This is a genomic window from Pontibacter sp. HSC-14F20 (assembly GCF_019599265.1).
Lineage (GTDB): Bacteria > Bacteroidota > Bacteroidia > Cytophagales > Hymenobacteraceae > Pontibacter.
On record NZ_JAHZTC010000019.1, the window covers coordinates 42,663 to 62,553 of the forward strand.

General features: G+C 50.6%; 22 protein-coding genes and 1 pseudogene. 11 read left to right on the forward strand and 12 right to left on the reverse strand.

Features of this window, described 5'->3' with window-relative positions:
• Window positions 1-132: 132 nt before the first annotated feature.
• The 3 genes from K3G39_RS16735 to K3G39_RS16745 all read right to left on the reverse strand — a co-directional run bounded on the left by K3G39_RS16735 (window position 133) and on the right by K3G39_RS16745 (window position 4,836).
• Complete coding sequence (locus tag K3G39_RS16735; protein ID WP_220627324.1) at window positions 133-2,502, reverse strand: DUF5686 and carboxypeptidase-like regulatory domain-containing protein; 2,370 nt, start codon at window positions 2,500-2,502, stop codon at window positions 133-135.
• Window positions 2,503-2,628: 126 nt separating this feature from the next.
• Window positions 2,629-3,486, reverse strand: a complete 858-nt coding sequence (locus tag K3G39_RS16740; RefSeq protein ID WP_220627325.1) for a phosphatase PAP2 family protein — start codon at window positions 3,484-3,486, stop codon at window positions 2,629-2,631.
• A 144-nt stretch (window positions 3,487-3,630) separates the two neighbouring features.
• A complete protein-coding gene (locus K3G39_RS16745; protein WP_220627326.1) occupies window positions 3,631-4,836 on the reverse strand; it encodes an NADH-quinone oxidoreductase subunit D in 1,206 nt (401 codons plus the stop codon).
• Window positions 4,837-5,046: 210 nt separating this feature from the next.
• On the opposite strand from K3G39_RS16745, the gene K3G39_RS16750 reads away from it, so the two are divergent.
• On the forward strand, window positions 5,047-5,466 hold the full coding sequence (locus K3G39_RS16750; protein ID WP_220627327.1) for a hypothetical protein: 420 nt from the start codon (window positions 5,047-5,049) through the stop codon (window positions 5,464-5,466).
• 81 nt (window positions 5,467-5,547) lie between these two features.
• Here the strand turns inward: K3G39_RS16750 and K3G39_RS16755 are convergent, their stop codons facing one another.
• Window positions 5,548-6,570: an IS110 family transposase gene (locus K3G39_RS16755; protein WP_220627328.1), complete on the reverse strand. Its 1,023-nt coding sequence runs from the start codon at window positions 6,568-6,570 to the stop codon at window positions 5,548-5,550.
• Window positions 6,571-6,890: 320 nt separating this feature from the next.
• Between K3G39_RS16755 and K3G39_RS16760 the strand changes: the two genes are divergently transcribed.
• Both K3G39_RS16760 and K3G39_RS16765 read left to right on the forward strand, forming a co-directional pair.
• Window positions 6,891-7,466, forward strand: coding sequence for a zeta toxin family protein (locus tag K3G39_RS16760; protein WP_220627329.1), 576 nt, complete (start codon window positions 6,891-6,893; stop codon window positions 7,464-7,466).
• Window positions 7,459-7,629, forward strand: coding sequence for a hypothetical protein (locus K3G39_RS16765; RefSeq protein ID WP_220627330.1), 171 nt, complete (start codon window positions 7,459-7,461; stop codon window positions 7,627-7,629). Before K3G39_RS16760 ends, K3G39_RS16765 begins: the two co-directional genes overlap by 8 nt.
• A gap of 257 nt (window positions 7,630-7,886) precedes the next feature.
• Here the strand turns inward: K3G39_RS16765 and K3G39_RS21210 are convergent.
• A pseudogene (locus tag K3G39_RS21210) lies at window positions 7,887-8,276 on the reverse strand (transposase); the annotation flags it as partial.
• Window positions 8,277-8,351: 75 nt separating this feature from the next.
• Here K3G39_RS21210 and K3G39_RS16775 point away from each other — a divergent pair.
• From K3G39_RS16775 to K3G39_RS16800, 6 genes are all read left to right on the forward strand, one after another.
• Window positions 8,352-8,642, forward strand: a complete 291-nt coding sequence (locus K3G39_RS16775; protein ID WP_220627331.1) for a transposase — start codon at window positions 8,352-8,354, stop codon at window positions 8,640-8,642.
• The gene (locus tag K3G39_RS16780; protein WP_370627275.1) at window positions 8,639-9,505 is read left to right on the forward strand and encodes an IS3 family transposase; all 867 of its coding nucleotides are present in this window, start codon (window positions 8,639-8,641) and stop codon (window positions 9,503-9,505) included. The genes K3G39_RS16775 and K3G39_RS16780 overlap by 4 nt, the downstream gene beginning before the upstream one ends.
• A gap of 299 nt (window positions 9,506-9,804) precedes the next feature.
• The gene (locus K3G39_RS16785; RefSeq protein WP_220627332.1) at window positions 9,805-10,185 is read left to right on the forward strand and encodes a nuclear transport factor 2 family protein; all 381 of its coding nucleotides are present in this window, start codon (window positions 9,805-9,807) and stop codon (window positions 10,183-10,185) included.
• A 203-nt stretch (window positions 10,186-10,388) separates the two neighbouring features.
• A complete protein-coding gene (locus tag K3G39_RS16790) occupies window positions 10,389-10,724 on the forward strand; it encodes a hypothetical protein (protein ID WP_220627333.1) in 336 nt (111 codons plus the stop codon).
• Between the two features lie 206 nt (window positions 10,725-10,930).
• Window positions 10,931-11,959, forward strand: coding sequence for an OmpA family protein (locus tag K3G39_RS16795; RefSeq protein WP_220627334.1), 1,029 nt, complete (start codon window positions 10,931-10,933; stop codon window positions 11,957-11,959).
• A 15-nt stretch (window positions 11,960-11,974) separates the two neighbouring features.
• The gene (locus tag K3G39_RS16800; protein ID WP_220627335.1) at window positions 11,975-12,427 is read left to right on the forward strand and encodes a GNAT family N-acetyltransferase; all 453 of its coding nucleotides are present in this window, start codon (window positions 11,975-11,977) and stop codon (window positions 12,425-12,427) included.
• A 10-nt stretch (window positions 12,428-12,437) separates the two neighbouring features.
• On the opposite strand, the gene K3G39_RS16805 is transcribed toward K3G39_RS16800, so the two are convergent.
• The 3 genes from K3G39_RS16805 to K3G39_RS16815 form a co-directional block, all read right to left on the reverse strand.
• Window positions 12,438-13,037 (reverse strand): NADH-quinone oxidoreductase subunit C, encoded by a 600-nt coding sequence (locus tag K3G39_RS16805; protein ID WP_220627336.1) that lies wholly within the window; start codon window positions 13,035-13,037, stop codon window positions 12,438-12,440.
• A 64-nt stretch (window positions 13,038-13,101) separates the two neighbouring features.
• Window positions 13,102-13,749: an NADH-quinone oxidoreductase subunit NuoB gene (nuoB, locus tag K3G39_RS16810; RefSeq protein ID WP_255594435.1), complete on the reverse strand. Its 648-nt coding sequence runs from the start codon at window positions 13,747-13,749 to the stop codon at window positions 13,102-13,104.
• A 139-nt stretch (window positions 13,750-13,888) separates the two neighbouring features.
• Window positions 13,889-14,377 (reverse strand): NADH-quinone oxidoreductase subunit A, encoded by a 489-nt coding sequence (locus tag K3G39_RS16815; protein ID WP_220627337.1) that lies wholly within the window; start codon window positions 14,375-14,377, stop codon window positions 13,889-13,891.
• A 200-nt stretch (window positions 14,378-14,577) separates the two neighbouring features.
• Between K3G39_RS16815 and K3G39_RS16820 the strand changes: the two genes are divergently transcribed.
• Window positions 14,578-16,002, forward strand: coding sequence for a thioredoxin-like domain-containing protein (locus K3G39_RS16820; protein ID WP_220627338.1), 1,425 nt, complete (start codon window positions 14,578-14,580; stop codon window positions 16,000-16,002).
• A gap of 4 nt (window positions 16,003-16,006) precedes the next feature.
• Here the strand turns inward: K3G39_RS16820 and K3G39_RS16825 are convergent, their stop codons facing one another.
• Window positions 16,007-16,633 (reverse strand): YitT family protein, encoded by a 627-nt coding sequence (locus K3G39_RS16825; protein ID WP_220627339.1) that lies wholly within the window; start codon window positions 16,631-16,633, stop codon window positions 16,007-16,009.
• Window positions 16,634-16,912: 279 nt separating this feature from the next.
• Here K3G39_RS16825 and K3G39_RS16830 point away from each other — a divergent pair, with 279 nt between their 5' ends.
• Window positions 16,913-17,593, forward strand: a complete 681-nt coding sequence (locus K3G39_RS16830) for a hypothetical protein (protein WP_220627340.1) — start codon at window positions 16,913-16,915, stop codon at window positions 17,591-17,593.
• A 27-nt stretch (window positions 17,594-17,620) separates the two neighbouring features.
• On the opposite strand, the gene K3G39_RS16835 is transcribed toward K3G39_RS16830, so the two are convergent.
• The 3 genes from K3G39_RS16835 to K3G39_RS16845 all read right to left on the reverse strand — a co-directional run bounded on the left by K3G39_RS16835 (window position 17,621) and on the right by K3G39_RS16845 (window position 19,837).
• Window positions 17,621-18,178, reverse strand: a complete 558-nt coding sequence (locus K3G39_RS16835) for a DinB family protein (RefSeq protein ID WP_255594436.1) — start codon at window positions 18,176-18,178, stop codon at window positions 17,621-17,623.
• Window positions 18,179-18,264: 86 nt separating this feature from the next.
• On the reverse strand, window positions 18,265-18,834 hold the full coding sequence (locus K3G39_RS16840; protein WP_220627342.1) for a Crp/Fnr family transcriptional regulator: 570 nt from the start codon (window positions 18,832-18,834) through the stop codon (window positions 18,265-18,267).
• Window positions 18,824-19,837 carry a hypothetical protein gene (locus tag K3G39_RS16845; protein ID WP_220627343.1) on the reverse strand — a complete coding sequence of 338 codons (1,014 nt, stop codon included), beginning with the start codon at window positions 19,835-19,837 and terminating at the stop codon, window positions 18,824-18,826. Before K3G39_RS16845 ends, K3G39_RS16840 begins: the two co-directional genes overlap by 11 nt.
• Window positions 19,838-19,891 lie beyond the last annotated feature (54 nt).

The following is a 19,891-nucleotide window of genomic DNA, read 5'->3' on the forward strand; positions in this document are numbered from 1 at the left end:
TATTTTTATACTTCTTTGACTGGAGATGGTTGTGCGCATTTTACAGGCCTGCACTTAGCGGAACGCCTTTACAAGGTATAGCAGTAACAGGTATAGAAAAGGGAACAGTTTGCTCTCGCAAAGCCCGTACAATTAAAACGCCAGCGTGGCCGTCAGCTTGATTTTGAGGTTATCCTTAGCTCGTGGCAGGGCATAAGGACCGTAGCGGTAAAAGGCACCCACCCCAACACCCGAAAAGGCAGAACTGATAACATTGTTGAGCATCAGTCCGGACTCGAAAAAGCCTTTGCGCATGCTATCGTACTCCAGGGACTGCAAATCAGGTATAGGCTGGCGCAGGTCGCCGATGCCCATGTTCTGCACGAGGACCAGATCAGGTTTAAAGAGTTTGGTGTTGAGCAGGCGCTTGCCCAGATCTTGACGGAGGAACAAAGCTACGTAGCGATCAGAGAAGAACTCGTAGGAACGCATCGTTTCAAAACCCTCACCTGCATATACCTTGTAATTGGAGCTATAGCTGCCGTAGCCATTGTACAGGCTCACGAAAGGCGCATCGCCCTGCACCCAGCCGCCTGCCAGCACAAAGCGAGTCTCGCCGAGGCTGCGCTGCCGGAAGGCACCCTCCGCACGCAAGTCGAACTTGTTATAGGTATAGCCGTCGCTTTCCATAGCATCGATGCCCTTTCTGTATTGGAGCCAGAGCACAGGGTAACGGCCTGGTATGGGCAGCATGCGGTTGAACAGTTGCATGTATTGCTCGCCATAGGCAAAGCGTAGGCCTGCCGTTACTTCAGCCAAATTAAATTCTGGCATACCTATACCTGGCTCTGGCGTGAAAAGCGGCAGTGTTGGCCGCCGCTGCTCCTGCCGTATACCTGCCTGCCACTGCACATAGCGCAGCATCCGCCCGCTCAGGCTGGCGCTTCGTTGGGTGGTATAGTCCAGGTTAGGCAAGAGGGCAGGACGCAGATCGCTGAGCAGACTACGCTCCCGGAAAGGCAACCGCCGGCCACCCGGTTCTTCCACGTCTACGGCATAAGCCGCCGAAATTGTGAGTTCAGATGGCTTGTGCAGTTTAACAGCAGCATCAGCTCCGTATTTGTGCTCCTTATCACGCAAGCCATAGCCCCAGTAGCCGCCAACCGTAAAACGCTCCGAAAGGAGGTTGTTGGTATGGGCGCCTATACCTAAACGCATTCCCTCAAAGCGACTCACCTTAATTAACCGGTTCAAGTCCAGACTGATGGGGCCGATGGGGAGCTGCTTTGCCATGAGGTACTCCATGGTGCGGATGGTGCGGTCGAGCTTTTGCGCCTGACCCACGCTGTCGAGGCGCTGGTAGGTGGTCTGCTCTTTCAGTGACAGCGAATCGTGACGGTACTGTTGCCAGAGTTGTTCCGGCTGACGCCAGGCATCCGGCCGCTGGTCTAGCGCGATGACTCCAAAATCGCTTCGCTGGAGCGGTGGGTTCAGGTTAACGTTGGTGATGTAGGTGCGGATGTGTGCGTAAGGCTGGTGGCCCCGCATGTAGATCTGTTGCACGGTTATCTCCACATCCAGCTCCGAAGGAAACCACTGCCGGTTATCGACTTTTACAAACTGCTGCTGCAGCTTCAGGCCGCGCTTGTCATCGGCATGCGACTCGGCCACTACGTTCTGCACGGCCCAGCCGTCGCTGTTGATGTACAGTAAGCCTTTCAGGCCATTGAAATTCTTGCCGGGTTGTGGCGCATACGAGATGATGAAGACCGAATCGGGCCCTACCACAGCGGTTTCCTGAAGCACAAAATCATAACGCCTGATGCTGCCGTTGCTCAGAGGGCTCAGGTAGCGCTTGCCAAAGAACACCGGCATGTCGTCGTAGACTGAAAACACACGTGCCTCGGCGGCCACCACGCCAAAGCTGGGTTGCTGCAGCCCCGATACCCGGGTTGCCAGGATCGTTTCTTTTGAAAGAGTTTTGCCCAGCTGCGCATAATCCGTGATGCTCTCCATCAGGAAGAGGTGCTGTTTGGCCAGCAGGTTATGCATGCGCAAAGTGGACGAGTCTTCCTCAGAAAGACGCAGGGTATCACTCAGATCGAGTTCATCTGGGGCGTTGGCAGTCAGGATGAATTTGTTGTAAGTGCGGTAGGTATAAGCCGGGATGCTTTCTAGGCGGTGGCGGTCACGGTTCTGGTTAGCCAGCTGGATGATGCGGTGCGCCGGATTGATGCCGGATCGAATCACGACTTCCCGTAGTTGGGCCGCCGAGGGGCGCAGGGCAATATCTAGTCTGGAAAGTGAATCAACCGGGATCGTTTGCGGGGTATAACCCACGTAACTGAAGCGCAGGCTAGTGATCGGGCGGTTGTGTTGGAGCTGGTACTGCCCCTCCAGGTTAGAGGTAGTGCCTGTTTCGCCGCCGTTTACCACGATGCTCACGAAGGGTAGTTTTTCACGAGTGTTGGCATCCCGCACCGAGCCCTGCACCTGGTATACCTGTGCGGTAGCAAGGCTCACCTGCAGATATAGGTATAAGCATAAAAGCAGACGGCGTATGGGCATGTGGTAAAGATATAAAAAGAATTGGCGCCTCCTTATAGAGCGAAAAGCGCCAGGCTATACCTTGTTTGAAATTACTGGGAATTAAAAAGTATACGACATGGCCATACCCATCTGCCCGTTAGGTAATACAACCGGGTACATGGCCGTGTTCAAGCCGCCGCCCTGTGTGAGCTTGGCATGTATCCAGTAAACAGTGTTCACGGACAGTATACCTACGCCAGCGCCAGCCAGCACATCAGAAAGCCAATGCGCATCGTTCAGCACACGCAGCACACCGGTACCGCCGGCTATACCATAACTCACCACACTTACCCAGGGGCTCTTGTGCCGGAACTCTTTGTCCATAAAGGTAGCGATCGTGAACGCGTAGGCCGTGTGACCTGATGGGAAGGCATAAGGCTTGCCATTTGGACGATCTCTGTCTGTCAGTTTCTTGGTAGGCCAGACAATTGCCGATGCGAGTGCTCCGGATGAAACGAGCAGCAAAGTCTGGCGTCCGAGTTCGTGCCTGTTCTGCGACGATATGATGTTGAAGCCATACAAGCCAACCAGCGGAGCCAGCATAGCGAAGTCATCGGCATTGGTTGCAAACTTAGGGAAGACCCTGTGCCGGTAGTTAAAAACATCATCACTGTTCAAGATACCGTGTCCCCCCATGGTATATACACCCGCACCAATAAGCACGGCGGCAGGTATAACGGCCCGCTTGAGGTAGCGTTTGTTGTCGCCCTCCCGTCGCTGCGACTCTGTAAAAGGGTGTTTCTGACCGGGAAGTATGGTGTCGGCGGGTAGTGTGAAGAAATCATCACTTACAGACTTCAGCGTATCTGTTTTCGGCTTCTGCTGCGGAGGCTTCTGCACCTGTGCCATGGCTGTGGCAGGTACAAAAAGTATACTAAGCCAAAGAAGATGTATGGTGAATAGCTGGTTCAATCTCATATGCATGCTACAGGAAATTCGTGTGATTCTCGGAGTGCAACAAAAAGCACATCAGTGATTTTTAACGGCTACTATTGCCATGAGTTTTGAAAGGAAGCCATAATGTATTGTCCTTAACAGTGCCAGCCAGAAGTGGCAAGGAGTTTACCGGTCCACTTCGCCCAGCACGATATCAACGGAGCCCACGATGGCAATGAGGTCGGCTACCATGCAGCCGCGGCTGATTTCGGGCAGTACGGAGAGGTTCACGAAGCTTGGGGCGCGGCCATGGCAGCGGAAAGGCACATCGCTGCGGTCGGTGGTGCGGAAGAAGTAACCCAGCTCGCCGCGTGGTGTTTCGCCCCGGAAGTAGAGTTCCTGTGTGCCGGTCATGCGCATTTTTTTAGGGCAGGCGGCCTGCGGATCGAAGTCGGGGGTGCGCTTGTGCTCACCTACCAACTTATCAAGGCATTGGCTGATAATTTTAACAGACTCACGGCATTCGAGTGCCCGCACATAGTTGCGATCCCAACAGTCGCCGGTGCTACCCATCATACCTTCGCCGATCGGTACATCAAATTCCAGCTCCGGATAAACGCTATACCCATCAACCCGGCGCAGGTCGTGGCGCAGGCCGGAACCACGCAGCATCGGGCCGGAGCAGCCATAGTTGATGGCCACATCCAGCGGCAGTATACCCACATTGGCCGTGCGGTCGATGAAGATCTTGTTGGTGAGCAGGATAGTGTCGAGTTCATCGAGCTTGGGCTTAAGGTAATGAATAAACTCCCGGCAGCGCTCCTCGAAACCGATAGGCAGGTCGTAGTACAAGCCTCCCACCCAGATGTAGTTATACAGCATACGGGCGCCGCTCGTCCACTCGAGCAAACGCTGGATGTGCTCCCGGTCGCGCAGCAGCCACAGGAAAGGCGTGAAAGCCCCGATGTCAATGGCGTAAGTACCAATAGCCAGGAAGTGCGAAGCCAGGCGGTTGAGTTCCGTCACCAGGACCCGGATATACTCCACCCGCTTCGGAATTTGATCGGTTATACCTAGCAGCTTTTCCACGCCCATGCACCACACATGCTCCGAGTTCATGGCAGCCAGGTAGTCCATGCGGTCCACGTAGGGGATGGTCTGGTTATAGGCCATGCTCTCGGCATGCTTCTCGAAACAGCGGTGCAAGTAGCCGATGTGGGGCGCCACTTCAGTTATGATCTCCCCGTCTGTGACCACCTCCAGGCGCAGTACACCGTGCGTACTCGGGTGTTGCGGCCCCATATTCACGATCATCTCGCCCGCCTGCAGGTGTTCCAGGCTGAACTTGTTCGGCTCCGACTGCAGCAGGTATTCTTTGTGCGTGGTAGACAAGGGAGGTTTAGTTATGAGTTTAATACGAGTTGAGCAAAGTTCGGAAAAATGGGGGAATTATGGGGAGTAGTTTTAGCGAAGGAAATTGGATATTGAGGTATAGTTTAAGGGATATATAGTATATTCGGTAGTCCGATTCCGGTTATTTGTTGAAAACGACAAAAAACGGGATGTTTATTCCGTTTATACACTAGTTATGAAAAATAAAAGATGAATAGAACCCCTTTAAGAATTGCTGGAATAGTGAGTGCTATAATTGCAGCTATTATAATAGGAGGCTTCATATATATCTTAATATCAATTAATAATAGTTTGTGGGTGACTTCAAGAACAATTAGTATGAAGTTAGATGACCGAGCAAAAGAAACTTTTATTGTAATTGATAAACAGGCAATTCATCCTAATTCAATGGAGTTAAGAATGACTGGTTTTGTAAATGGACAAGGAATACTGAAGTTTGGATGGAGTGACTCTTCATATTATCGTTCTGACACAGTGAATGGAGACTTCAATATTTACTTTGAAAGACTTGATTGGTATAGTGATACATGCTTTTTTAGGTTTGAACCTTTGGCAGCTACAATTGGAGAATTGAAGATTGAATGTGAAATCTTCTCGAGTAGAGAATAACATTTCATAACCACACCCATAAGCCAGCTACGCCACCTTATGGCTAAGTCCGAAATCTATGGGTAAAACAAGGGGTTTGTTCTAAATATTCTTCAATTTCAGTTCATAAGGCGTCCCCCGTTTCACCACGGCCACAATCTGATGGAGGAGCTTGTTTCTGACGGCATTGATGACGCTCATCTTGCTCTTGCCTTCCCCTACCTTGCGCTCGAAGTAGAGCTTGAATTCCTCGTTGAAGCGGACGCTGTTGATGGCGGCCATGTGGAGAATATGCTTGAGCTCTTTATTGGCAAATTTCGAGACACCCGTCCTTCCCATCACGCTCGTGCCGCTGCGATACTCAAACGGGGCCACCCCGCAGTAACAGGCCAGCTTCCTTGCGTCGTCCATCTTGGTGAACCCTTGCGTGTAGACCAGCAGCGAGATGGCCAGCACTTTGCCCACGCCCTTGATGCCCGTGAGCAGGTCATACTTTTTCTTTAGCTCATCGTCTTTGGCGATGAACTCCTGCATCTTCTCCTCCACCTGCTCCATGCTCTTCTCCAGTCCCCTGATGGCTTTTTTGTTTACCTGCTCGAGCGTTTTGCCCGACACGGGATCTACGGCCAGCAGTTCCTTGATGGTAACTTTGATACTCTGTAGTGCCTTGAGCAGCCTGCCTCGGTTGGCCTGCAGGTCTTTTAGCCGCTCCAGCGTCACGCCCGACAGGTTTATGCACCTGGCCTCGCGCTGGTGCAAAAGGGCGTAGCGGGCGATCCGTTGCGCGTCCACCTTGTCGTCCTTGCCACGCACCATGCCAATGGAGCGCTTGATCTGCAAAGCGCTCTCCATCCACACCTGCACGTCCCTGGCCATCAGATAATGCACCACCTGCCGGGTGTAGAGGCCCGTGTGCTCCAGGCGGCAGAGCGTCTCAGGCCCCGCCTCGCAGCCGTGCTGCTTGAGCCAGGTCTTCATGCGCCGGAAGCCCGAGGGGTTGTTGTTAAGCTTGTGGCAGAGCTGCTGGTGGTCGCTGATTCTAATCAGGCACACGTCCAGGCTGTCCTTTGACACATCGATGCCCAGTATGAAGGCCGGGGCTTGCAGATTGATAGGCTTTTCCATATCTTTTGTTTTAGTTATGCAAGCTGCGGATCGAAACCTTTATAATGGGCCCTCGTGTCCCGAAAATCTATATGACCCCCGCCTGCGGGTTTATAAAAAAGCAGCCAGTCTGAATCGGTTATTAGGACCAGTCCCGCCTTGTTAGCGGGTAGTGCACTGGCTGCTCTGAAGGTATAAAAGCTGTACTCCTATACCTGGTAAAAGGGTGCTGGGTGTATTGGAAAAATAATATCGCGCTAATCTAAAGGTTGTGGGTAAGGCAAAAGATGAATTGCTAACAAATATGACAAAGTAATGTATATTTGGTAAAGGAAATACGAATGCCAAATTTATACATCATATCGGGTTGTAACGGTGCTGGTAAAACAACAGCTTCATTTACAGTTCTTCCTGAAATGCTGGGCTGTCGTGAATTTGTTAATGCAGACGAGATTGCGCGCGGACTCTCACCTTTTCAACCAGAGAAGGTGGCCGTAGAAGCAGGCAGAATCATGCTTCAAAGAATTGACGAGTTACTAAGAAAGAAGGAAGACTTTGCCATTGAGACCACACTCGCTACAAGAAGCTATGCGCAGACAATCAAGAGAGCTAGGGAAAGTGGGTATAATGTTACCCTCATTTATTTCTGGTTAGCGTCTCCTGAGCTGGCTATACAACGTGTGAAAAACCGAGTAGCGGAAGGTGGCCACCATATTCCCGAAGATGTAATCCGTAGAAGATATAAAAAAGGAGTTAAAAACCTTTTTGAGTTGTTCATCCCTATTTGTGACTATTGGATTATCATTGATAATTCTCAAACCCCCTATAACATAGTGGCAGAAGGACAGCAAGAACAGGAGTTAAAAATACAGAGTCAATCAGTTTGGGAAAAGCTAAAGGAGTTGAGCCATGAATAAGAACAAGATAGATACAGTTGATTTACGCAACAAGATACTAAAGGGATTAGACCTTGCAGTTGAAAAGCTTATTCGCAGAAAACAAAAGGAGGATGGAGAGCTTGTATTCTCAAGAAATGGAGAAGTGGTAATCGTAAAGGCGAAAGATTTAGCAGCTGAGTAAATAGCCCATCCCACAACACAGGTAGCTGTTGCACAACTCCTCAGCAACTTCTGATCTCTATAGCTTTTCTGATTCCACTTCTCTTTTTGCTCCCCAAAACCATCTTGATAAATACTACCTGCTCCGGCTTGGGCAGGGCCATGACGGCCACTTGGCTTCTTTTTGGTGTAAAGCGCAGTAGTTTCTGCAGGTTGTAGGCCGCGGCCGCCAGCAGCATCCCCTTGTGAGCCAGCTCCAGCCCCGGTGTTGACTTTTCGCATGCCCAGGAAGTCGAGCAGTGTGCCTAGCACCGGCTCCACAGTGGCCTGCCGGAGCCGTTTCATGCGCCGGCCCCAGCGGCTATGGACCCGGGCGATGGCCCGCTCATACTCGTCGCGGAAGGAGGTGATATTCACTTTCTTCTCGTGCTGCCCTCCGATGCAGCTCTCCTTGCGGGGGCTGCCCTTGCAGTCTTTTCTTGTGGTCAGGAAGAGCCTGGAGCGGACGTTGTTGCGTTTGGCGTTGACGAGCTCCTTTCGGAAGGTGGCCTTCCTGCCCTCGGGGCAAAGCCAGTAGTCGTCTTCTCTGTTGTAGGTGAATCCCGCGGGGCCGTCCCTGTAGGTGCTGTGGGGCGGGATGAAGGCCCTAATGCCCTCCCGCTCCAGCAGGGCGTATGAACTTGCTACCTTTGACTGGAGGCTTCTTGATGGGCAGCTTCACAGAAAGTGTTACATTTAACGATTATGGAAAAAAGAGAGTATGAGGCCTCCTTCAAGCGGATGGCCATTGACCTGTCCTATGCCAGGGGGTCGGTAAGAGAAGTGGCGCTGGAACTGGGTATTGACCCCGGCAGGCTGAGCAAATGGCGCCAGAAGGAAGGGGTGCCGGTGCGCACTACCGAAGGCATGAGTGAGGAGCAAAAGGAGATCAAACGACTGCAAAAAGAGCTAAAGGAGGCGCAGCTGGAGCGAGACATCCTAAAAAAGGCCATCAGCATCTTCTCCAAGGGAGACGGGCGGTATTCGGATTCATAAAAGAGCACCGGCACCAATATCCCGTAGAGAAGATGTGTAAAGTGCTGAAGGTGAACACCAGCGGGTTCTATTACTGGCTGAAATACCCAGAGAGCCAGCGGGCGCTCAAAGAAGAGCAGCTGGTGGCGCAGATCAGGCAGGTCCACCAGCAAAGCAAGGGCCGCTACAGCAGCCCCCGCAGCAGCTTTAAGCTGCAGGAGAAGGGCATCAAAGCCTCCCGTCCCCGCATCGCCAGGTTAATGCAGAAGCATCAGATTCAGAGCATTATACGAAAAAAATACCGGGTCAACACCACCGACTCCAGCCATGGCTTTAGAGTGGCAGAAAACCACTTGAACCGGGACTTTACAGCAGCCAGACCGGGCCAGAAGTGGGTGTCAGATCTGACCTACATCCGCACAGAAGAAGGCTGGCTCTACCTGACGGCAGTACTGGATCTGGCCGACCGGAAAGTGGTGGGCTGGGCCCTGAGTGAGACCATGGAGGCAGAGGCAACCACGGTGGCGGCCTTTCAGATGGCGCTGGGCAACAGGCCCTTGAGTGGAGACCTGCTGTTCCACTCTGACCGGGGCGTGCAATATGCCTGCAGTGCCTTTAGAGAGCAGCTGGAGGGGATGCCGGTACAGCAGAGTATGAGCAGAAAAGGCAATTGTTGGGACAATGCCCTGGCCGAGAGCTTCTTTAAGAGGATGAAAACCGAGATGGTTTACCACCACAAGTTCACCACCAGGCAACAGGCCCGGCTGGCTGTATTTGAATACATCGAAGGCTTCTATAACCGGAAGAGAAGGCATTCGGCACTGGGCTACCTGCCCCCTTGCCAGGTCGAGGAAGAATTATATCAACAAAAAATCGCTGCCTGAGAAAAAGCCTCCAGTAAAACATTGCAATTCCAGTCAGCTGGTAGAGGAACGAGAGGTCGAGCCTGTCCTTGAGCCGCCGGTAGAAGTTGTGCGCCGGCACGTGCGCCGAGGGCGAGAAACGCAGCTCCCGCTCGTCTTCGAAAGTTTTCCTGCCCTGCATCCCATTAAAGATTTGGTATCATATGCTTTTACGACTATCTTCAATAGGTTGTGCAACAAGCACAAAGTATAGCAGGTATGCTTCGGCTGAAGCCGCGCATCTGCTATACCAACACGTTACGCAGTATTAAAATTATGAAATGGATAAAACAGAAATTACCAGAAAAAATGTTGTTGAAGCGGAAAGCAGACTTTTCTCGGCTCAGCTTGCAAGCAATGTAGACATTCTTGACCAACTATTGCACGATGATTTAGTTGCAGTTGCACCGACAGGACAAATTGTAACTAAAGAAATGGACTTGAACTCGCACAGAGCGAAGACAATGATTATTGAAGATGCTTCAACAGAAATTAACGACATTAAAATATCGGGCGACACTGCACTTTCAATTGTTACAATGACAGCGAAAGGAAAAATGATGGGAACACCTTTAGAAGGAAAATTTAGATATTTTAGAGTTTGGAAACGCTTTAGCGGCACATTGAAAGTTATCGGGGCAAGCTTTATGCAATTATCCTGATTATAAGTGAACAAAAAACACTGCCTGTAACAACGGCCTGACAAAAGGCGGGCTGACGTGTTTCGTAGAAACATTTGTGCTAAAAATCCCGCCCTTCGCCAAGCCACGGACCATTAAACCCGTCATTGGGATTATCATCAATCCGAAGTATGGTTTTTCTCGCGAACAGTATCACAACCACTTACTTAGCCAGTAAACTAACTATGAAATTTTACCGCAGTATAGTATTTACGACAGCTTTCCTGTTCGTTTTAATAGCTCCCCTGCTGGCACAGCCTCATCTCAAAGGACATGTAGAACTAGAGATGAAAACAGGTTTGATGAATTGCCGCTTTACGTTGACTAATGTTCCCGCGCTGGAGAAGTATAGCATCTTGCTTAACAAGGGCATGAATGTGAAGTCTTTTAAAGACAATGAGGATAAACTGATGGACTATGCCGGGCACTTTGGCGGCAAAACTAACGGTGAGGCCATTGCTTATGCCTTTACAAATGCAGCTAACGATACCGTGGCGCTACCTTCCGCTTTTAAGGTATAGTATAAAGGCGCTTTTCCGGTATATGCCAATAACGACCTGGATGTTTTTGACTACAAAGGTATAATTGCTGTTAATGGTCAGACTGTGCGGGCTACTGAGCAAACCAAATGAGAGCAAAGACTTTAAGCAAAATATTGTGACTGCGATCGTAAAGAAACACAGTTAACAGGTATAACGCGACATTGTACACCCTAAATAAAACAGAAATGAAAAAGACATTTATCGCACTACTATCAATGCTATTGTTGCTTGCCTGCAACAATGAAAAGAGCGAAACCAACCAGAGTTCGCAACAAGAGACCGTGCTTGCTCCCGAAGAAAACGTTGCAGCAGAAAACCCAGCTGTAGCCAATCAGCCTATAGAAAGTCCGGTGTTTGATGTCAGCGCTATACCTGTTTCGTCGGAAGATATCGGCGATTTTCCGTTTTTCACGGCTCCCGAAGGTGCTAAGTATATCAACAATGCTAAAGTAATCGGTTTTGATTTTATCGTATTTGTCACCCCGGAAAGCGTCTATGAAGTAGAGGGCAAAACATTCAGAGCGCACGTACATCCGGACCGTAAAAGTGAGACGAGAGTGAGCGGACGTTTTCTGGAGAAGAGTTTTGAAGATGCCATCATCAAAGCCGGCGGCGTGAAGGTGTTTGAAGGAAAGCTGGAGGGAGAGCGAAAAGATACTTACAAAAACCTATGTACTTATGCAGGAGACAATGGCAGTATAGACATCTGGAACAATCCGATTGTCACTTATGTGATCAGACGCAACGACGGCAATGTTTACATCGCAATGGGTAAAGGAATGCCAAGCTCTACCTCTATCCAGATTGTGCAGGAAAAGCCATTTGAGCAGACCATCACCAAAATAACTTCTGAAAAGATCAAGCAAGACCTTTTGGAAAATGGCAAAACTGTTCTGCATATCAACTTCGACACCGACAAAGCCACTCTAAAGCCTGACGGAATGGAAGTGGTAAGCGAAATTGTAAAGGTTTTGAAAGAGGACCCTGCGCTCAAAATTGCGATAAACGGTTATACTGATAATTCAGGAAACAAGGAGCACAACCAAAACCTGTCCGAAAGCAGAGCCTCAGCTGTCAGAGCTGAAGTATCAGGAGCCGGAATATCCCCAGACCGCTTAACATCAAAAGGATTCGGGCAGGAAAACCCCATCGCCGACAATAGCACAGAAGAGGGCAAAGCGCAGAACAGAAGGGTAGAGCTCGTTAAGATTTGATCGCCATCATCACCCATGCTATACCTGAAAAGAACCGATTCGGATGATCCTGACTTTGTAGCCTTAGTAAAACTGCTCGATGCGGATCTGGCGTTGCGGGACGGAGAAGAGCACACCTTTTATGCGCAATACAACAAGATCGATAAGATAAAGCATGTAGTGCTGGCTTACGAAGACGATACCCCTTTGGGCTGTGGGGCGATAAAGGAATTTGAGTCGGGCACAATGGAGGTGAAGCGCATGTACGTGCTGCCAGACGGGAGAGGTAAAGGTATAGCTACTAAATTACTGGCTGAACTGGAGGATTGGGCCCGTGAACTCTCTTTCGACAAGTGTATCCTAGAAACTGGGCTGAAACAGCCGGAAGCCATCGGGCTTTACCAAAAGAACGGCTATCAGCTAATTCCGAACTATGGGCAGTATGCCGGCGTGGAGAATAGTGTGTGCTTTGAGAAGATGCTAAACTAAATTATTTGCGCTACGCCTCTGGCTTCTCCCGCTTATCGGTAAAGGGATCTTCATGTGAGATCAACTTAACAGGCTCTCCCCGGAAGCCGCTGTTTTCGTTGTGCTGGTCGTAGGGTACCTTGATGCCATGGTAGTAGTCCTGTAGCTGATAGTCCCTGCGGAGTGGATGGCCCTCCCAATCGGCAGCGCAGAGGATGCGGCGCATGTCCGGGTGGTCTTTAAAGAGAATGCCCACTAGGTCGAAGATCTCGCGCTCTTGCCAGTCTGCGGTGCGCCAGATGTAGCTCACAGTCGGCACGACAGGTATAGGCTCTGCTGGTGTGCTATTGCGCGGCACGATCACTTTGAGCATCAGGTGATGGTCGTAAGGTATAGAGTAGAGGTTATACACCACTTCCATCGTACCAGCTTCCGGGCCGTTGTCTATACCTGTCACACTGGAGAGGAAGTCGAAATAAGTTGCTTCGTTGTCGTGCAGCTCGAAGCATACCTCTGCCAGGCGCTCCGGCTGAAGCACCAGGTAAGGCTGCAGGTTGTCGGTGTTCTCCGAAACGATTACCTCCGCCCCAAACTGCGCTGCTATAAAGTCCTTTATCTCTCTGAAGGTCATATTGTTGAGTGAATGAGTGATTAATAATGATTAGTGACGAATGAATTTTTAATGACCAATTGTTTTAAGCGTCCAGATTTTGCTGATCATCCGGCTTTGATGGATCATGACTCATTCCTGATTCTGCACTATTCGTTTTCACCGCCCCATTAGCCTTTTCTGCCTCCTCATTATTCATTGTTAATTCGTCATTACGCATTCTTTTCGCCATGATCTGCTGCACGGCTCTTGGCTCGCGGATGGTTTCCTGGCGGATGATTTCCTGCAGGCGCAGGAAGCCTCCAATCAGTGCCTCCGGTCTTGGCGGGCAGCCAGGCACGTACACGTCAACAGGTATAATACGATCCACGCCTTTTACCACATGGTAGCCGTGCTCCCAGTAAGGGCCGCCACAGTTAGAGCAGCTTCCCATCGAGATTACGTAGCGCGGCTCCGGCATCTGCTCATAAAGCCTGCGCACCCGATCCGCCATCTTAAAGGTGACGGTGCCGGCCACAATCATCACATCCGACTGACGAGGGGAGGCACGGGGTATGATGCCGAAGCGGTCGAGATCGTAGCCGGAGGCGTAAGCCCCCATCATCTCGATAGCGCAGCAGGCCAGACCAAAACCCATCGGGAACAGCGAGGTGAGTCGTGCCCAATTGAGCAGATCGTCCAGTTTGGTGATGATCACACCGCCTTCTCCCGTCTTGTCCTGAGGAATGTTCAAATCTAAATGATGAATTAAATGCTGTGAAAAGGAAGGCGCTTAAAACCAGCTTTTGGCTATACCTTCCGTTATATTCTTTTGTCCTTTGTCAGGTAGTCTTTTGTCACAAAGTCCTTAATCAGGGTCTTCTGCCGAAAAACTACTTCTTTACCTCATACTTCCGCTCATTCACGCGCTGGTATACCTCATTAGGTATACGGGAACGGCTCTGCGGCACCACAGGCTTGGGTTTGATCCAGTCGAGGTGGCCTTTTACCCAGGCGTAAGCCAGGCCTAGCGCCAGCACACCGATGAAGATAAACATCTCGATCAGGGCAAACCAGCCCCATACGCCGTCAGTCGCTTCAATCAGGTCGCGGCGGCCGAACACCGTGGCCCACGGAAACAGGAAGGCGAGCTCCACATCAAAAATGATGAAGATAAGCGCCACCACGTAAAACCGCGGGTTGAACTGCACCCAGGAGTTGCCGATCGGCTCTTCGCCCGATTCATAAGTGGTCAGCTTCTCGGGGTTAGGTCGGCTGGGGCGGATAAGTCGTGCGGTAAACAGACCTATCACCACGAAGATTGCTCCCCCGATCAGGAAGAGCAGGATGGTTCCGAAGTCTGAAAGGTAGGTTTCCTCCATAGCGCCACAGCTGTTTTACACAAATTTACGATAAAATAACTTCTTGGCATAAGTGCTCTTTTGGCTGCAGGCAATGGCCACGCACAGGTATAGCAAGTCGGCTACAGCGCACATACCCAAAAGCTCCCGGCCGGCGTTATACAAACAACCTTTCCCGGGCTATACCTGTACGAGATAATCCACACTAAACGGAATCGGAAATGCTCACCGGACGCGTCAATGCACCAGAGATTAACACCCCGCACGGCTGGCTCAACACCGACCGGAGCTGGTCTATCAAAGACTTCAGAGGCAAGATCGTGCTGCTGGACTTCTGGACACTGGGCTGCATCAACTGCCAGCATATTGTGCCGGACCTGAACCGACTGGAGGAAGAGTTTGCCGATGTGCTGGTGATACTCGGTATACACTCCGCCAAGTTCGATGCTGAGAAGCAGACCGAAACCATCCGGCAGGCCATTCAGAAATTCGGGATAGAGCACCCGGTGGTGAACGATGCCGACTTTGCCATCTGGAACCAGTACGGCGTTCGAGCGTGGCCGACGACTGTGCTCATCGACCCGAACGGAAAAGTGGTGGGGCAGCATGCCGGGGAGAATGTGTACGACACGGTGCGGCCCTACATCCAGCGCATGAAAGAGGAGTTTAAAGACGCGCTCAACCGGACGTCTATACCTGTGCGGCCGGAGAAGCCCAAGACCGATGTCCTGTCCTTCCCCTCCAAACTGATCAACGACCCAGAAGGCAACCTATACCTGTCTGACAGCGGGCACAACCGCATCCTGAAGTTGAACCAGCAGGGGCAGGTGCTCGAGGTGATCGGTAGTGGAGAGCGGGGTTTCAACAATGGCGGCTATGCTGAGGCAACCTTCAACGAACCACACGGACTGGCCTTGCATGGCACTATACTCTATGTAGCCGACGCCAAAAACAATGCCATCCGCAAAGTAGACCTGCAGCATCAACTGGTGAGCACTGCCGCCGGCACTGGCGAACTCGAATACTACTTCCACGACGACAAGCGCAGCGAACCCGTGAACCCCAACAGTCCCTGGGACCTGCTCATACAGGGGCGCAGCATGTTTATAGCCAACGCCGGCAATCACCAGATCCTGCGCATGGATTTGGAGACTGAGCAGGTATACCGCTTTGCAGGTAGCGGTCGCGAAGCCCTCACCGACGGCCTGCTGGACGAAGCCGCCTTCAACCAGCCCAGCGGACTTTCCATCCGGGGCGAAGTGCTGTATGTGGCCGACGCCGAAGCCAGTGCCATCCGTACCGTCAACCTTAAAACAGGTATGGTGCTTACACCGCTCGGCCGCGGACTCTTCGACTTTGGTGATGTGGACGGCCACGTAGACGATGCTCTGCTGCAACACTGCGTCGGGCTGGAGGTGATCGACAGCGACGTGTATATTGCCGATACCTACAATGGCAAGATCAAAGTGCTCGATATGGAGCGCCAGCGCGTACGCACCCTCACCGCAGGTCTGCTCGAACCCAACGACGTGCTATACCTGAACGGCCGCCTCTGGGTCACTAGCACCAACAGCCACCAGCTCTTCCAGATCGACCTGAACACGGGTAATAAAGAAGAAGTGAAAGTAGAGAAGTTTAAGAGTTGAGGAGTTACGCCGTCACTTCAGCCTCTATCAGGTTGTTGCGCATTCTCTGGAAGAAGCGGAGCGTGACCTGGAAAATCGGACTCATGATGAAGGTATAGAAGAAGGTGGCGATGAAGATCGGGCCGCCCAGCACATAGCCTATACCTAAAATCGCGCACTCCACCACAATCCGGGTGCGGCTCACAGATGCATTCAGCCGCTCCGACAAAGCCAGCATGAACCCGTCTCGGGGACCGGCACCCACACCGCCTGCTACATACAGCCCACCGGCTATACCTCCAATAATAACGGAAGCGGCCAGGTTCAGGTAGTCGAGCGAGGTGTTGGTAGCCGACGGCAGCATGTCGAGCCAGAGGAACATATCCATGAAGGGGCCGATGAGCAGCGCGTTGAGGAAAGTGCCCACATTGATGTACTTGCGGTTTACGAACCACGAAATGGCAACAAAGAGCAAACCCACGACCACGCTCCAGGTACCAATTGTAAAGCCCAGGCGTTGAAAGAGTGCCACGTTCAGCACCTCCCAAGGGTGCAGGCCTAGGTATTTCACCTTCACGGCAATGGCGTTGGCAAATCCGAACAAAAGTAATCCAAGAAAGAAGAAACTATAACTAACTATTTTTTCGCGCATGATAAGGCAGTCCGGTTTACTGAGGGACTGAGTAAGAACAAAATCGGGCGCAAGAAAGTTAATTTTGGCCGCATTAAGAAAAGGTCAAAATGGACTTCATACTATTCCGGAGGCCCGACTGCAATTATTCACAAGAAAGTCTTATATTCATCCACTGTTTAGCTTTATTTTATTGGTGAGGCGGTACATTAAAGCCAATCGGCTGGGCCAGGTATGATAAAGCTGTTGATGTGTTTATCTCTTTGAAAAATGAATCCATTATTTAAAACCTCAAGGTATATGAAAACAGCTGTTATACGTTTCGGTCTGTCTATGCTGGCAATCTGCTTGTTCAGTGCAAACGCAGAGGCGCAGTTTACGCACACCAACAACATGGAGGCACGTCCGGTACACGAGTATAATACCATCACAATGATAGGCTCGCCATACCTGTACAAGGACTGGGCGAAAGGCTCCCTGACGCTCAAAAACGGCACCGTTTACCAGGGCATCGATCTGATGTATGACCAGGTGAAAGATGCCATCATCTTTAAGGGAAAGAACGGAGAGTTGAGAGAGCTCCTGGAGCCGGTGCAGGAATTCAAGATTGGGTATATCGAAAATAGCCAGCAGGTAGAGCGCACCTTCCGCTCAGGGTATAGCGGCGACGGGGTAACGGCTAATGTCTTTATGGAAGTGCTGGCAGACGGGCAGGTGGCACTTTTGAAACGTACCTCCAAAAAGATATTTGACCGCAAGCAGTATAGCTCGGCCACCATCGAAAGAGAGGTGCAGGAAAACGAAGACTATTACATCGCAAAGGGCGATAAGGCTGTAAAAGTGAAGAAATCGAAAAGCTCCCTGCTGGCTGCCATTCCGGACAAAAAAGACTACCTCGAGACCTACATCAAGTCGAATGCGCTGAACCTGCGCGACGACAGCGACATGGCTAAACTGGTGGCCTACTACAACTCGCTGTAGGCTCTCTCAAAGCTTGTCGACAATATTTTAAGCAGCTGCCTGGTTAATGGGTAGCTGCTTTTTTACTTTCAGGGCCTGCTGCAGATGCCGCTCCTGGTGCAGTGTCACAAACTCCAGCGCCTCCCCGATACGCAATTTCAGCAGTTTGAAGAACTCGACAGGTATAGCTTTCTTATTCAGGTTGGCGCCTTTGGCTTTGTCGAGAAGTTGCAGCAGCTCGGTCTGATGGTCCAGAAACTCTTCCAGCGTCTGGCGGCTCAGCTGGCTGTTGTTGGGGTTCATGTGCTTCACGGTTTTGCTCTTTTTGCCATTTTCCGGCCGCACCATATCCAGCGACTTTTTGCCAAGCCAGGTATAGCTGATGGTTTGCTCAGGATTTCCGCCCGAATTTGCTGCAATAGCCTTTGCCAAAACCGGGTTGTAGTAGCGACTGTAGCGGTTCAGGTGCTCGAGGCACTCGAATATGCTCCAGCTATTGGGGGCAGGTTTGTAGTTGAGGAGGGAAAGATCAAGTGGCACAAAAGCGGCTATAGCGGTGTGCTTCTGGTTTTCGACGGTGCGGGAGAGTTGTTCTAAGGCATTCATAGTCTTCATCGTTTTAGATTGTACGCACCAAAGGTATAGCATGGCCTATCTCCAATCCTTGACGGGCATCAAGATTTACAAAGCGCTTACTTTATCCGGCTCAGCGTTTCGGGCGACATGCGCAGGTATGAGGCGATGTACTTTTTGGGGATGTGCTGGAACAGGTGCGGACTCCGCTGCATGACGCGCTGCAGTCGCTGCTCTGGTTCGGGCAGCAGCAGGTCTACTTCCCGCTCTATCTTGCCCACCAGCGCCTTCTCGAGTTGCTCGTACCAGAAGCGCCTGATGTTCGGTCGCTGCTCTATCAACTGCATCAGATCGGCTTTGCTTATACCTAGCAGTTCACTTTTCTTCAAGGCTTGTATGTAGTAGTCGGAGGGCCTGCCATCCACAAAGGAAGGAAACGACACCAGCAAGGTATGCGGGTAGCCGAAACCCACACAGATCTCCTCGCTAGGCAGCGGGTAGTATATGCGCAGCGCCCCACTCGTGACAAGGTATAGCCCCTGCTCCACCTGCCCCTGCCGTATCAGAAAATCATACCTGTTCAGCTGCACCTTCTTCTTCCACAGCGACAGGAAAGCAGCTATATCGTCGGGGGTGAGGTAAGGGATTTGGCTGAGGAGGGAGAGGAGCATGGGGAGGTTAAAAAACAAGGGTCTCCTTGGCTGATTCAGAGATATCTTCGATCACAGCATCAGTCATAAACTTTAACCTCTTTTCTTTTGCCAGATCCTCCACTGCATTGTAAGAGATAAAAGAACAAGAATGGGCTAAAAGTAGCCGGAATACAGGTCTGGACAATTCCTGCATCACTTTTCCTCTTCTTTCTTCAGGAGCAACAATGTGCGCATTTATGTTGAGGTTCGGCTGCAATGCCATCAGATCAGCCATTCTGAGTATTCCATAATAGATTGAAGTAGTATGCTCTACTTCATAGGCACGAACAATGGTGCGACCTTTTATCCAAAGTACATCGATGTTTTCGATTGTGCGGATAGTATCAAGATCATAATTGAGGGGCAAATCATTCAAGACAGAACTTTTCTTGGTCTGCCATATCTCTAATACTCTGCTTCTATCATTTCTTGGAAGCCAAATGCTATACCCCATCCGGTCGCCAATATCAGCCAGCATCGCTTGAATCCTGATGGAATCGCGCATAAGCGGTGCTTCGTCCAGTACTTGGTAAGCTGGAGCAGGTACAGGCTCAAGAGTTTTAACAGGTATAGGTGGAGCAACTTCTATTGGAGTTACCTCAAAAGGTATAAAATGTTCAGTCTTATTCGTCTGAAATTCCCGGTCTAATAAATCACGTGCCGCCTGATCAGTGATAGGTTTAGAGGATTGCACATACTTGATGCTCCAATGTTTCCCTCCCGCTTCTGACAATATACCTATGTCGAAAGGATAGCAAAACTCAACTTCCTTAACACTTAAAGTATGTACATATCGCTCACTATCCGGCCAGGGCTTATGGTTTGTTACCTGATCTAACTTAAAGCGTGCACCACATAAAGTTTTCTTCCCTACTTTAACAGCCAGGTATATCAAGTCATTTTGCTGTGGCCCTTTATGTGAGAAACCCGCAACATTTTGCTGAATGCAGATATTGTAGTTTTCAACAGATGTCGAGCAATGGAGGATTCGTGTGCTCATAGCGAGGGATTAAGCTAGGTATGTATAGGATAAAGTTAATGTATAATTATACAT

Bases quoted from the DNA above. Each gene is read 5' to 3' on its own strand.
- K3G39_RS16740 (WP_220627325.1), bottom strand. From the start codon at position 3,486: ATGAGATTGAACCAGCTATTCACCATACATCTTCTTTGGCTTAGTATA.
- K3G39_RS16750 (WP_220627327.1), top strand. From the start codon at position 5,047: ATGAATAGAACCCCTTTAAGAATTGCTGGAATAGTGAGTGCTATAATT.
- K3G39_RS16755 (WP_220627328.1), bottom strand. From the start codon at position 6,570: ATGGAAAAGCCTATCAATCTGCAAGCCCCGGCCTTCATACTGGGCATC.
- K3G39_RS16760 (WP_220627329.1), top strand. From the start codon at position 6,891: ATGCCAAATTTATACATCATATCGGGTTGTAACGGTGCTGGTAAAACA.
- K3G39_RS16765 (WP_220627330.1), top strand. From the start codon at position 7,459: ATGAATAAGAACAAGATAGATACAGTTGATTTACGCAACAAGATACTA.
- K3G39_RS16775 (WP_220627331.1), top strand. From the start codon at position 8,352: ATGGAAAAAAGAGAGTATGAGGCCTCCTTCAAGCGGATGGCCATTGAC.
- K3G39_RS16785 (WP_220627332.1), top strand. From the start codon at position 9,805: ATGGATAAAACAGAAATTACCAGAAAAAATGTTGTTGAAGCGGAAAGC.
- K3G39_RS16790 (WP_220627333.1), top strand. From the start codon at position 10,389: ATGAAATTTTACCGCAGTATAGTATTTACGACAGCTTTCCTGTTCGTT.
- K3G39_RS16795 (WP_220627334.1), top strand. From the start codon at position 10,931: ATGAAAAAGACATTTATCGCACTACTATCAATGCTATTGTTGCTTGCC.
- K3G39_RS16800 (WP_220627335.1), top strand. From the start codon at position 11,975: ATGCTATACCTGAAAAGAACCGATTCGGATGATCCTGACTTTGTAGCC.
- K3G39_RS16805 (WP_220627336.1), bottom strand. From the start codon at position 13,037: ATGACCTTCAGAGAGATAAAGGACTTTATAGCAGCGCAGTTTGGGGCG.
- K3G39_RS16815 (WP_220627337.1), bottom strand. From the start codon at position 14,377: ATGGAGGAAACCTACCTTTCAGACTTCGGAACCATCCTGCTCTTCCTG.
- K3G39_RS16820 (WP_220627338.1), top strand. From the start codon at position 14,578: ATGCTCACCGGACGCGTCAATGCACCAGAGATTAACACCCCGCACGGC.
- K3G39_RS16825 (WP_220627339.1), bottom strand. From the start codon at position 16,633: ATGCGCGAAAAAATAGTTAGTTATAGTTTCTTCTTTCTTGGATTACTT.
- K3G39_RS16830 (WP_220627340.1), top strand. From the start codon at position 16,913: ATGAAAACAGCTGTTATACGTTTCGGTCTGTCTATGCTGGCAATCTGC.
- K3G39_RS16835 (WP_255594436.1), bottom strand. From the start codon at position 18,178: ATGAATGCCTTAGAACAACTCTCCCGCACCGTCGAAAACCAGAAGCAC.
- K3G39_RS16845 (WP_220627343.1), bottom strand. From the start codon at position 19,837: ATGAGCACACGAATCCTCCATTGCTCGACATCTGTTGAAAACTACAAT.